11 protein-coding genes are annotated in these 12260 nt (G+C 73.6%); 6 read left to right on the forward strand and 5 right to left on the reverse strand.

The genetic code is table 11. The annotated features are described in order from the left end of the window. Position 1 precedes the first annotated feature (1 nt). On the reverse strand, positions 2 to 925 hold the full coding sequence (locus tag EMA17_RS38920; protein ID WP_126641932.1) for an anti-sigma factor RsbA family regulatory protein: 924 nt from the start codon (positions 923 to 925) through the stop codon (positions 2 to 4). A 271-nt stretch (positions 926 to 1196) separates the two neighbouring features. Here EMA17_RS38920 and EMA17_RS38925 point away from each other — a divergent pair, with 271 nt between their 5' ends. Next, positions 1197 to 1772 (forward strand): DsbA family protein, encoded by a 576-nt coding sequence (locus tag EMA17_RS38925; RefSeq protein ID WP_126641933.1) that lies wholly within the window; start codon positions 1197 to 1199, stop codon positions 1770 to 1772. A gap of 85 nt (positions 1773 to 1857) precedes the next feature. On the opposite strand, the gene EMA17_RS38930 is transcribed toward EMA17_RS38925, so the two are convergent. From EMA17_RS38930 to EMA17_RS38940, 3 genes are all read right to left on the reverse strand, one after another. Beyond that, positions 1858 to 3294 carry an MFS transporter gene (locus tag EMA17_RS38930; protein ID WP_126641934.1) on the reverse strand — a complete coding sequence of 479 codons (1437 nt, stop codon included), beginning with the start codon at positions 3292 to 3294 and terminating at the stop codon, positions 1858 to 1860. 172 nt (positions 3295 to 3466) lie between these two features. Continuing rightward, a complete protein-coding gene (locus EMA17_RS38935; RefSeq protein WP_246127184.1) occupies positions 3467 to 4096 on the reverse strand; it encodes a TetR/AcrR family transcriptional regulator in 630 nt (209 codons plus the stop codon). A gap of 90 nt (positions 4097 to 4186) precedes the next feature. Beyond that, complete coding sequence (locus EMA17_RS38940) at positions 4187 to 5743, reverse strand: class I adenylate-forming enzyme family protein (protein ID WP_126641935.1); 1557 nt, start codon at positions 5741 to 5743, stop codon at positions 4187 to 4189. 439 nt (positions 5744 to 6182) lie between these two features. Here EMA17_RS38940 and EMA17_RS38945 point away from each other — a divergent pair, with 439 nt between their 5' ends. The 3 genes from EMA17_RS38945 (at position 6183) to EMA17_RS38955 (ending at position 10884) form a co-directional block, all read left to right on the forward strand. Further along, complete coding sequence (locus EMA17_RS38945) at positions 6183 to 9314, forward strand: WD40 repeat domain-containing protein (protein WP_160161723.1); 3132 nt, start codon at positions 6183 to 6185, stop codon at positions 9312 to 9314. A gap of 227 nt (positions 9315 to 9541) precedes the next feature. Further along, on the forward strand, positions 9542 to 9952 hold the full coding sequence (locus EMA17_RS38950) for a BlaI/MecI/CopY family transcriptional regulator (RefSeq protein WP_126641937.1): 411 nt from the start codon (positions 9542 to 9544) through the stop codon (positions 9950 to 9952). Positions 9953 to 9954: 2 nt separating this feature from the next. Next, the gene (locus EMA17_RS38955) at positions 9955 to 10884 is read left to right on the forward strand and encodes a M56 family metallopeptidase (RefSeq protein WP_126641961.1); all 930 of its coding nucleotides are present in this window, start codon (positions 9955 to 9957) and stop codon (positions 10882 to 10884) included. A 27-nt stretch (positions 10885 to 10911) separates the two neighbouring features. On the opposite strand, the gene EMA17_RS38960 is transcribed toward EMA17_RS38955, so the two are convergent. Then, positions 10912 to 11166, reverse strand: a complete 255-nt coding sequence (locus EMA17_RS38960; RefSeq protein ID WP_126641938.1) for a helix-turn-helix transcriptional regulator — start codon at positions 11164 to 11166, stop codon at positions 10912 to 10914. A 168-nt stretch (positions 11167 to 11334) separates the two neighbouring features. Here EMA17_RS38960 and EMA17_RS38965 point away from each other — a divergent pair, with 168 nt between their 5' ends. Beyond that, the gene (locus EMA17_RS38965) at positions 11335 to 11775 is read left to right on the forward strand and encodes a hypothetical protein (RefSeq protein ID WP_126641939.1); all 441 of its coding nucleotides are present in this window, start codon (positions 11335 to 11337) and stop codon (positions 11773 to 11775) included. Positions 11776 to 11909: 134 nt separating this feature from the next. Continuing rightward, on the forward strand, positions 11910 to 12230 hold the full coding sequence (locus EMA17_RS38970; protein WP_126641940.1) for a hypothetical protein: 321 nt from the start codon (positions 11910 to 11912) through the stop codon (positions 12228 to 12230). Positions 12231 to 12260: the final 30 nt, after the last annotated feature.

The following is a 12260-nucleotide window of genomic DNA, read 5'->3' on the forward strand; positions in this document are numbered from 1 at the left end:
ATCAGTCCGACACCCGAAGGCGCAGCCGCACGGTGGTGCCGGTTTCGGTGGAGCGGATCTGGACCAGGTCGCAGATCTGGTTGGCGATCCACAGGCCGCGGCCGCCGTCCTGTTCGGCGGTGGGGCGGTGTCGGCCGGCGAGCGGGTCGGTGATCCGGCCGGCGTCGTGGACGTCGCAGAGCAGGTGGGCCCCCTCGGACCACAGCACGATCGTGCCGGCCGCACCGCCGTGCACGACGCTGTTGCCGGTGATCTCTCCGATCGCGAGCAGCGCGTGATCGACCCGGGGGCCGGTCGCGTCGGGCAGTATCCGGCGGACCAGGGACCGGACACCGGCCAGTTCGCCCGCCCGGAAGGCCAGGCGTTCGGCGTGCCCCGGGGCGGCCGGCAGCGGCGGGCCGCGCAGGGTCGCCGCGTACGCGGCGGCGTCCGGGCGCGAGTACCGCCCGCCGACGGTGCCGGTCGGCGGGCGGGAGTGGGTGCGACGCGCTTCGGCGATCACGTCGGGGTGCAGGCCGAAGACGTCGTACGGACACAGCAGCCGCCACGGCTCGCCGGCGAAGGCCAGGTTCAGCAACATCTCGTGGTGGCCGCACTCGACCAGTTCGGCGGCGTCGCGGCCGACCCAGATCGGCTCGCCGACGCCGCGCCGCCCCCGCGAGCCCTGCCCCGCCGTCCACTCCCGCCAGGTCGGAATGATCCGCGCCGGATTGCGGCCGACCCGCTCCATGTCGATCCAGGTCACCAGGTCGGCGTCGGCGGCCAATTCCTTGCGCAGCGCGCCGGCGCGCGGTTCGATCACCGCGACGGCGACCGCCTCGTCCGCGCGCAACCCGGCACGCACGAACGCCGCCGTGCGCTCGACGAAGTCGTCGAGTCCCGCGTACAGCAGTGCCTCGTGGCGAAACCTCGGGGCCGCGTCCATCCGGTCGTCACCTTCTCCACCGCCGGGCGGGCAGCCGTTCCCGACCGGCCGGTTCCCAGTGAACCTACCCGATGGCCGCAAATGCCCCGAAGCACCGCCGGGCGGCCGCGCGGGCGAGCGATACGGCACGCGACCGACCGGATACCGAAGGTCATTGGTATGGTGTCCGCGCCGTACCCGCCCGATCGCGCCGGTCCGCTCGCCTCGGCCGGGTTACCCCGAACGGGCGGTCCGAGGAGTCGGGGCGCGGTCGGCCGGACAGAGGCGAACAATGAGCTTCCGCACCGCTCCCGGCGCGCACGGCACGGCCCTCGTCTACGGGCCCGAGGACCTCGCCCGCTGTCTGGACCTCTACGCCGACCCGCGCTGCCCGTTCTGCCGACGCATGGAGGTGGGGCTCGGGCCGGTGTTCCGGCGACTGGCGGACGAGGGCCGGTTCGTACTGCGGTACCACTTCGCCACCTTCCTGGACGGACGGCTGGGCGGCGAGGGTTCGCATCGGGCGGTGAACGCCCTGCGCGGCGCGGCGGACGTCGGCCAGGGAGCCTTCCTGGACTACCTGCGCGTGCTGTACGCACGGCAGCCGGACGAGTCGACGGACTCCTTCGCCGATCCCGACTTCCTGCTGGACGCCGCCGGCGAGGTGCCGGCGCTGCGCGGTGCCGACTTCGACCACGTCGTGCGCCGATTCACCCACCGGGCCTGGGTGGATCGGGTGCAGGCGGACTTCGCCGATTCCGGGGTGACCGGGACGCCGACCGTGCTGCGCGACGGCACCCCGCTGACCGTCCTGGACGCCGCGGGCAAGGCGCTGCGCCCGAAGGTGTTCCTGGCCCAACTGCACTGACCGCGTGCGGTGTTCGACCGGCGAAGACCTCGTGCGCGCGGCCTCCGGAGAGGGCGCGCCCACGAGGTGCCGGTGGTGCGGGAGGTCAGACGCCGATCGGTACCTTGGGCGCCGGGGCCCGCGTCGCCGCGTCCGCGTGGACGCGCGGGATCAGCGCGGCGGTGACCGAGCCGACGCCGGCGAGGGCGACGCCGACCCACAGCGCCGGTACGAGGCCGTCGACGAAGCTCTGCGGCGAGCCGAAGCCGCCGTTGCCGCCGAAGACCGAGGCGAGCACCGCCACGCCGAGGACGCCGCCGAGTTCGCGCATCGCGTTGTTGGCGCCGGAGGCGACGCCCTGCTGGTCCGTACGGACCACGGACATCAGCAGGCTCGCGGTGGGGATGAAGTACAGCGACATCCCCAGCCCGCTCAGGATCAGGGCGGGAATCTGCTGCGCGTAGGTGACGTCGGTCGACGCGGTGAGCGCGAACCAGGCCAGACCCGCCGCGCTCAGGGCGAGACCCGCGACGACCAGCGGCCGGCCGCCGATCCGCGCGGACAGCGGGCCGGCGAGCGGGGCGATGACCACGGGCATCATCGTCCACGGCAGGATCCGCAGCCCCGCGTCGAGCGGCGAGTAGCCCTGGACACCCTGGAGGTATTGGGTGAGCAGGAAGATCGAGCCGAAGACGCCCGCGAACATGAGCAGCCCGGAGAAGGTCAGGGCGGTGAAGGCGCGGTTGCGGAAGATCGCCATGGGCAGCATGGGCTGTGCGGCGCGGCGCTCGTAGCCGACGAACGCGGCGATCAGGGCGACGCCGACGGCGATCGGGGCGATGACGCCGGCACTGGACCAGCCGTGGCCCTCACCGCGGACCAGCCCGAAGACGAGGCCGAGCAGGCCGAGGCTGACCAGGACGGTGCCGACCAGGTCGAGGCGGCTGTTGGGGCCGTGGCTCTCGTCCACCCTGAGCAGCGTGAGCGGGACCAGGATCAGGCCGAGGGGGACGTTCAGCCAGAAGATCCACTGCCAGGAGCCGTGTTCGACGACGGCGCCGCCGACCAGCGGGCCCAGAGCCACCGCGAGCCCGTTGATGCCGCCCCACAGACCCAGGGCCATGGGGCGCTTCTCGGGGGCGACCGCGCGGGTCAGGATGGTGAGACTGAGCGGGAGGATCGCGGCGGCCCCGGCGCCCTGCAGGGCGCGGGCGACGATCAGCGTCTCGGAGTTCGGGGCGATCGCGGCGATCGCGGAGGCGACCGTGAAGATCCCGATACCGGTCGCGAAGATCCGGCGGCGGCCGAACCGGTCGCCCAGCGCGGCGCCCAGCATGAGCAGCACCGCGAAGCTGAGGGTGTAGGCGTTCACCGTCCATTCCAGCTCGGATATCCCGGCGTCGAGGTCCTCGCGGATGGACGGCAGCGCGGTGGTGACGACGAGGTTGTCGAGCGAGGCCATGAAGAGGGCGAAGCTCGAGGCGAGGAAGGTCCACAGGACGGTGCGCGATCCGGTCGCGGGTCGCGCCTGCTGCTGGCTCATGGGATCCCTTGGGTCGAGTCCGGGTGTAGTGATCGATTACTAACTTTGACGTGCCGGATTAGTTATTGATTACTAACTTCTACGGGCAGGGCTCTGCCCATCGGCGACGGGTGCGCGGAGAACGGGTGCGCGGAGAAGGGCCCGCGAGTGGTGCGGGTCGGGCGGGTGGGGATCAGGCGGGCGGCGCGGACGCGGGCGGCTCGTCGAACCGCTCGGAGTCCTCGCACAGGTCGCAGCGGAGCAACTTGCCGTCCGCAGAGAGGACGTCGTCGAAGTACCGCTCGCGGGGCAGGTCGAGCGAGGCGATGACGTTGCAGAGCATGCCGCGCGCGAAAAAGTTGGTGAGTTCCTCGCCGTCGACTCCGGTGACCTCGCGGGCGAACGCGTCCAGCCGGTTCCAGAACCCGCGGATTTCGGAACGCAGTTCGGAGTCCTCGGCCGCGGCGTAGGCCTGTAGCTGGATGCGCAGCAGATCGGTGTCGGTGTCGAGGAAGTCGTGGTAGGCGTGCGCCATCGCATGCATTGCCGGGTAGCCGGTAAGGCCCTCGGTGGCGCGGCGGAAGCGCTCCTCGACCCGGTCGAAGGCGTATTCCACGGTGGCGAGGAACAGTGCCCTCTTGTCGTCGAACAGGCGGAACAGATATGGCTGCGAGACGCCGACGCGCTTGGCGATCGACGCGGTGGAGGTGCCGTTCAGGCCGCCCTTGGCGAACTCGGTGACGGCGGCGCGGATGACCGCGGCGCGACGCTCGTCCGCGCTCATCCGGACGGTGCCGGCCGTGTGGTTCGCAGGGGCTGCCATGCGAAGTAAGTTATTACTCAATACCTAAGCCGTCAACCTCCGGCCCCGCCCCCTCTTCGGGCGCGGGCGCGGGGCGGGGGTGGTGGTGCGTCAGAGCGGGGGGCGGGCGTCGGCCAGTTCGCGGAGCGACTTCTTGAGGACCTTGTCGAGGGTGCCGAGGGGGAAGGCGTCGACGAAGTACACCGCGCGCGGCACCTTGTAGTCGGACAACCGCTCACGGCAGGCCGCCAGGATGTCCTTCTCCAGGGTGTCCTCGTCCGGCGCGTTCGCCGCGCGGATCACGAACGCCACCACGACCTCGCTGAGGAAGTCGTGCTGCTTGCCGACCACCGCGACCGACGCGACGCCGGGGATCGCGCCGACCACGTCCTCGACCTCGCGGGCCGAGACGTTCTCGCCGCCGACCTTGAGCAGGTCCTTGTCCCGCTCGCGGTAGAACACGTTGCCGCCGGCGCCCAGCAGGACCATGTCGCCGGTGCGGAACCAGTCGCCGACGAACGCGGCCTCGGTGGCCTGCGGATCGCCGTGGTACTCCAGGAACAGCTGCACGCCGCGTTGTCCGCGCAGCCACAACTCGCCCACCTCGCCCTCGGCGCACTCCCGGCCCGTCTCGGGGTCGACCACCGCGCAGGCGTACCCGGGTGCGGGGCGGCCCATGGAGCGGGCGGGCAGGTGCTCGGCGGGTTTGCCGGTGATCGCGTGGGTGACCGTCTCGGTCATCCCGAACGCGGCGTACACGCGCAGCCCGAGCATCGTGTCCAGGGCCGGGGCGACCTGACCGAACACGCCCACGCGCAGCGCGCTTTCCGGGCGGTTCGGGGCGGCGAGGACGCCGAAGCAGAACGGCATCAGCGACATGTGGGTGATCCCGTGCCGGGTGACCACGTCCCAGAACCGGCTGGTCGACCACTTGGGCGTCAGTACCGCGGTGGCGCCCACGCCGAGCACCGAGAAGAACGACCAACTCTGCGCGTTGACATGGAAGAAGGGCAGGTGGATCAGGTAGCGGTCGTCGGGGCCCAGGTCGATGCCGCGCGGACCCGACCGGCTCGCCCAGATCGCGTTGGCGTGCGTGTGTACGACGGCCTTGGGACGGCTGGTGGTACCGGAGGTGAACATGATCCCGAACGGGAGCATCGGTTCGATCGGCCGACCGGTCCAGGTCGCGGCGTCGCCGTACAGGTCGGCGAAGGCGAACGTGTCCGGGGCGGTGCCGTCGATGACCGCGACCCATTCCAACGCGGCGCCGGACCGGGCCAGTGGGGCGGCCAGGTGGGGTTGGGTGACGGCGGCCACGCAGCCGGCGCGTTCGACGAAGTAGGCGATCTCGGCGGGGGTGGCCCGGGTGTTCGTGGTCACCGCCACCGCGCCGACGGTCGCGCAGGCCAGCCAGGCCAGCACCATCTCGGGGCAGTTCTCGCTGTGTATCAGGACCTTGGCGCCGCGACCGATGCCGCGCCCGGTCAGGCCGGCGGCCAATCGTTCGGTGTCGCGCAGCAGTTCGGCGTAGGTCCAGATGCGGCCGGTGCCCTCGGCCGGCTCCCAGACCAGGGCCGGATGTTCGGGGCGGTGCTCGGCCCAGTGCCGGAGCAGCCAGGGGATGTCCTGTCCGTGCACCTGGAATCCGTCGATCGTGCCGCCCGCCATGGTGATCCCCTCGTGCTCGTCGTTCGCGCGACCCGCGTCGGCACGGGAACGATAGGCAAGGGTTTTTGACGACGTCAAGGATATGGCGAAAACAGGTTCTCGTGCGGATCGTGCGCGCCTCCTTCTTTCGGGAGGCTTCACCGACCCGCCCTCACCCGTACGCAGATCCGCGAAGTCGTCCCCCGGGTCGCGTCACGCCGGCATGCTGACTGGTGCCGAGGGTGGGGAGCGGGTCCCGGTGGAGGCTGACGCGCGTGCCGTGGTGGTGGGGATCGGCCGGTTCGACGCGGTCGGTTCGGATGGGGGCGGAGGGGGCGCGCCGGCGTGGCCGGAGGTTGTCGCTGCGCTGACTCGGCTCGGGTACCGCACGGAGGTCCACCCCGGCGTTCGGGGCGCGGAGTCGGGTGGTGATCGGGCGGATACGATCGCCGCGGCCCGGGTGGTTTACGTTGCCGGGCACGGGCACGGGTGCGGGTGCGCCGACGCCGACGACCCGCGCGGGCCGGACGTGGTGCCGGGTGACGGGCGGATCGGTCCCGGTGTCGAGGTCGGGCGGTGGATCGCCGACGCGGAGCGGGCCGACGCGCCGACGCTTTTTCTCCTCGATCCGTGTTGGGCCGATGCGACTCGGGCCGATGCCAGCGCGGTGCGGGAGTCGGTGGATCGCTCGGGTACGTCCGGGCGGGTGTGGGTGATCGCCGCCGGCGAGGGTGAGCCGGGGGTTTGCGACGGGCGGTTCGGACGAGTCCTCGCCCGGGTCCTCGACGAGGTCGCGGATACCGGACTCGATGCCGACCCCGCGCGCTCGCACGTCGCCTTCTCCGTGGTGGCCCGGCGGATCCGGCGGGTGATGGCGGAACCGCCCGGTCGCGGCCGTCCCGTATACAGCACGGCGACACCAGCGGCTCCGGACGAACCGACCCCGCCGTTCTTTCCCAACCCACGTTTCGACCCGACCGCGCCCGGTCTCGCCGGCGTCGATCCGGCGTTACGGGTGTTCCTCGAATCCGGGGTCGTCGGGTGTGGCGTGGTCGACGGCCGCGCCCGCGTCGGGTTCGTGGGGCGGCGCTCCGCGCTGCGGGCGTTGGTGGGCTGGTCGGACGATGTCGAGATGGGCGGGCTGCGGGTGGTCGCCGGTGGCCCCGGGGTGGGCAAGTCGGCGCTGCTGTCGATGCTTGCGTGTGCGGCGCACCCCGTATTGGTCGCCGCCGCTCCGCAGGTGCGGCGGCGGTTGCTCGCCGACGATCCTCGATGTTGTCCGGCCGCGGCCGCGCACATGGCGGCCGTGCACGCGCGGGGGCGTACCCGGCACGAGATTCTGGCCGCGATCGTTCGGCAACTCGTGCCCGACGATCCGCGCCCGGACGACCTGCTCGATGCGGGGGCGTTGGCTCGGCTGCTCGGGGACGGGCCGCACACCCCGGCGATTTTGGTCGACGCTCTCGACGAGGCCCTCGAACCCGCCGCCACCTGCGCGGACCTGGCCGATCTGGCGTGGATTCGGCGTGCCGACCGCCGTCCGGCGGTGCGTCTGATCGTGGCCGCCCGGCGCCGGCCGATGTTCGACCGACTGTTCGAACTCGCCCGCGCCCAGGGCGGATTGCTCGACCTGGACGCCGCCGACCCGGACGAGGTGCGGGCGGACCTGGCCGCGTATCTGCGGGGTCGGCTGGCCGAGGTGCCCGGGTATCGGCCGCCCGCGATGGGGGCGATCCGGGAGGCCCTGGCCCGAGCCGTCGCCGATCGGCTCGCGTCGCGCGGCGCGGAGGGGGCCGAGTGGGGGGCGTTCCTGATCGCCGACGTGTTCGCCCACCACGTGGCCGCCGTCCCGCCGCCCGCCGACCCGGACGAGGCGGCTCGACGGGGCGTCCTGGTGCCGACCGAGCTGCCGGCCGTGCTCGACCTGGACCTGGGCGTGCGCGCCGACGGCGAGCACGTCCGGGCGGTCCTGGCCGCACTGGCACACGCGCGTGGCGAGGGCATGCCGGCGGAGGTCGCACTGCCCCTGGCCGGACTGTTCGCGCCCGACCTCGACCCCGAGCGGGCCCGCGCGCTGCCGCCGGACGCGCTGTTCCACGTGCGGGCGACCCCCGACCACGACGGCACGCTCCTGTACCGGCTCCGCCACCGGGCACTCGTCGACCATCTCGTCCGCCGCCCGCGACCGGACGCCGATCCGGGTGCGCCGTCTCCCGGCACCGGTGTGCCGACGGCCGGGGCCGTGCTGGATCGGCTGCTGGAGTGTGTCGGGCGCGCCGGCGCGCGGCGTGGGTGGGATGCGGCTTCGCCGTATGTGCTGCGGCATGTCCTCGGGTATGCCGAGGCGGCCGGGCGGCTGGGCGAGTTGTTGGCCGATGACGCGTACCTGGCGTGCGGCGACCCCGCCGATCTGCTGGCCGCGTTCGCTCGGGCCGGGATGGCGGAGCGGTGGATGGCCGCCGTCGTGCGTCCGACGCCGCCGCCGCACGGGGCCGTTCCGCCCGCCCGGCGGCGGCTGCTCGCGCTGGAGGCGCATCGGCGCGGCGCCCCCGCGTTGGCCGCATGGCTCAATCGCACGACCGCGCCCGGTGCGTGGAAGCCGATCGCGGCCGGTGGTACCGGGCTCGCCGACGAACCGCGTGGGCCCCGGCACGGGCATGGGCGCGCGGTGTGGGCGGTGGCCTTCGCCACGGTCGCCGGCCGGCCGGTCGTGGTCACCGGCGGGCAGGACGACCGGATCCGGATCCGTCGCCTCGACATCCCCGACCCGCTCGGCGCGACCCTGGCCGAACCCGTCTGGTGGGTGCACGCGATCGCCTGCGCCACCGTGCGCGGCCGGCCGATCGCGGCCACGGGATCGCGCGACAACGCGGTCCGGCTCTGGGACCTGACCAGCCGGGCCCGACTCGGCGAGCCGCTGACCGGACACACCGGGTGGGTGACGGCGCTGGCGTGCGTCACGCTGCGCGGCCGGCCGATCGTGGTCAGCGGATCCGCCGACGCCACCGTCCGGATGTGGGACCCGCTCACGGGCCGGTCGATCGGGACGCCCCTGACCGGCCACACCGGACCGGTACACGCACTGGCCTGCACCGTCCTCGACGGCCGCCCCTTCGTGGTCAGCGGCTCCGCCGACGGCACCATACGGGTGTGGGACCCGGCGGACGGTCGGCCCGTCGGCGCCCCGATGACCGGCCACACGGGCGTGGTGCACGCGCTCGCCTGTACGACCGTGCGCGGCCGTCCCATCGTGGTCAGCGCCGCCGGCGACGCCACCGCGCGGGTGTGGGATCCGCGCGCGGGCACCTCGCTGGGCCGACCGCTGACCGGTCACGCGGACGGCGTGCACGCCGTCGCGTGCGCCACGGTCGGTGGCCGATCCGTCGCGGCCACCGGCGCCGACGACCACACCGCGCGGATCTGGGACCTGGACGCCGGCCGCCTCCTGGACCGCATCCTGCTCCCGGCCCCCTCCCGCGCGCTCACCTTCACCCCGCGAGGTCTGCTGATCGCCTTCGACACGGACATCGGCCTGTGGGCCCGACAGCCCGCCGACACCTCGGGTCGGCGCGGGGCCGGGGGCGTCCCGTAGCGTCGGGATGCGGGCCCCCGTGGGTGCGGCCGGTGCCGCGGGCGTCGGGGGCGGCGGCGATACTCTACATAGGTGTAGTAAGCACATGGGCGCGGAAGGCTCGGAGCACGGATGTGGAACGGCTGCGCGGCACCACCTCGGCGCCGTCTCGCCACCGCCTCGACGCCACCTCGGCACGACATCGGCACCAGTTCGGCACGACCCGCGGCACGACCTCCGGAGGCGATATGACGGTCCGTCCAAATCCCGGCAAACCGTCGGCGCGTGGGGTGCGGCGCGGGCCGGGGGAGTTGGAGTCGGAGGTGCTGGCGCTGCTGTGGGTCGCGCGCGGGCCCCGGACCGCGGCCTGGGTCCAGGCCGAACTGGCCGGTGGCCTCGCCTACACCACGGTGGTGACCATCCTGTCCCGCCTGCACGACAAGGGACTCCTCGCCCGGGCCCGTTCCGGGCGGGCGTACGCCTACACCCCGGTCACCGACGAGGCCGGCATCGTGGCCCGCCGCATGCGCGCGCTCCTCGACCACGAGGCCGACCGCCAGGCGGTGCTGGCCAGCTTCGTCTCCGAACTCTCGGCCGCCGACGAGTCGATCCTGCGCGCGCTGCTCGGTGCCGCCGGACCGGCCGAGAGCCGGGGTTGAGCATGCCGCTCGCGCTCTACCTGCCGCTGCTGCTGCCGCTCACCGCGTTCCCGGTGGCCCGACTGGCCGGCGACCACCTGCACCCGCGCACCGCCACCCGCCTGCTCACCGTCGTCTCGGTGGTCCTGTCCGTGTGCAGCACCCTGTGCCTGGCGCTGCTGGTCGTGGTCGGCACGGCGCAACTGCCCGGCAATCCGCTGCCCGACGGCTGGTCGGACGCGGAGGTACGCGACGCGATCCCGCACGTCAGCCTGTTCGGGATCCTGGCCATCCCCACCTTCCTGGCCATCCTGACCGCCGTCGCCGTCACCCACCGGCGCGACCGGGTCGAGCACCGCCTGGCGCTGAACGCCGTCGCGGGAGCACCCGCCGGCGGCGAACTGACCGTGCTGCCCGACCCGACGCCCTACGCCTACGCCCTGCGCGGGCCGCCCGACCGCATCGTGGTCTCCACCGGCATGCTCCTCCCGCTCGACGACGAGGAACGCCGCGCGCTGATCGCCCACGAACGGGCCCACCTGAGGGGCCGGCACCACCTCGCGCTCGCCGCCACCCGACTCGCGGCCTGCGCCCATCCCTTGTTGCGCCCGATCCACACCACCGTCGCCTACACGGTCGAACGCTGGGCCGACGAGGACGCCGCCGAGGCCCTCGGCGACCGGCGCACGATAGCCCGCGCGGTGGGGAAGGCGGCGCTGGCCGCCAAGGGCCGCCCGCCGTTCGCCGCACCCGCGTTCGCCGCGCCCGGACCGGTGCCGCGTCGGGTCGCCGCCCTGCTCGGTCCGCCGCCGCCGACCGCGTGGCCCACCCCTCGCTCCCGGGCGGGCGTCGCGGCCCTGGTCGCCGCGACCGGCACCACGGTGTCGGTACTCGCCTCGCTCAACGCCGCGGTCGCGCTGGTCCTGCTCCTGATCGCCGCGACGCCGCTGTAGGCCCGGAACCGCGCCGCCGAACGCGCGCTACTCGCGGGCCGCGCGCTCGCGGGTGGCCGCGGAGGCGCGGTACATCCGGCGCCGTTGCCCGTCGACCGTCCGGTGCTCGGACACGAGCGTGCCGTCGCCCTCCATGCGGCGCAACATCGCGGACAACCGCTCGGCGGCGACCTCGAACCCCTGCCGCCGCAACTCGCCGAGCAGCCACGGCCCACAGAACTCCCGCTCGACCGCGACCCGAACGATCTGCCGCCACATGGCACTGCGCTGAGCCCTACCCACCGCGTCCGAGCCCCCTTCCACGACCAAAACTTCTACAACGATGTAGAAACCATACAGCTCACCTCCCGACCTCCACCGCCCCGGCCGCGGAACGTGCGGCGGTTTCGGGCCGAGACACGCGGGGTGGGAAAGTGACCCGGGGCGGGGTGGGTAACGGAGAATGTCGGGGTGCTTCCAGATGACGATTACCTGTTGAAGATCGGCCGACTGACCTATTCCGTGACGCTCGTCGAGGGGCTTGTGCTGTCCGAACTGTCCCGCCTGACCGGCCTGCCGCCCGGCCTGCGGGCGCGCAAGTTGGCCGGGCGATCGGCCGGGGCGATCGGCAAGGCGCTCCAGGATCCGGGCAACATCGGCCACGTCACCGAACCCGCCGTGCGCGAGTGGTTGCGGGTGGCGGGCGAGGAACTCGCGGCGGTGGCCCGACTGAGCCACGCCCTGCTGCACGCGCGCCCCGCCGAGGCCGGCGAGGAACCGCGCCTGCATCGGTGGCCGGTCGAGGTGGGGGAGAGCTTCGACATCACCCACGAGTGGCTGGACACCGCGCAGTCGACCGTCGACGACGCGATCCGCCAGGTCGACCGCTCCCGCGTACCCAGCCGGGTCTGACCCGACCACCGCGCCCCGCCCCTCAGCCGGCGGACCCGCCCCCGCGCCCCCGCCGGCCCATCCAGTCCCCGAGCCTGATCCCGGACGGTCTGCGCCGACCGCCCTATGCCGCCACGTGGTTGGCCCTGCTCGGCATGGCCTGTCCGTTCCCGGCCGGCGTGATGGTCGTCGGCGCCGGCGTGGCGGCGTTCCGGGTCGCGCTCGGCGCGGGCGGGGTGACGGTCGGCACGTTCCTGGTGCCGCACCTCGTCGACCTCGCGGGCGGCGGCACGCTCGGCCGGCTCGACCCGCAGGGCCTGCTCGTGCTCGGCGCGGGTCTGCTCACCTCGGCCTGTGCGGCGTACTGCCTGTGGCGCCCGGTCGCCCGCCCGGGACCATGGCCCGCCGTCCCGGTCGGACAGGCGCCCCTGGTGCCCGGTCGTCGCGGCGCCGACACCGGCGGCCTCCTCGGCTGACCCGAACCCCGCCCCACCCCACACGACACG

Origin of the sequence: Embleya hyalina (assembly GCF_003967355.1) — a bacterium.
In the GTDB taxonomy this organism is placed as follows: Bacteria; Actinomycetota; Actinomycetes; order Streptomycetales; family Streptomycetaceae; genus Embleya; species Embleya hyalina.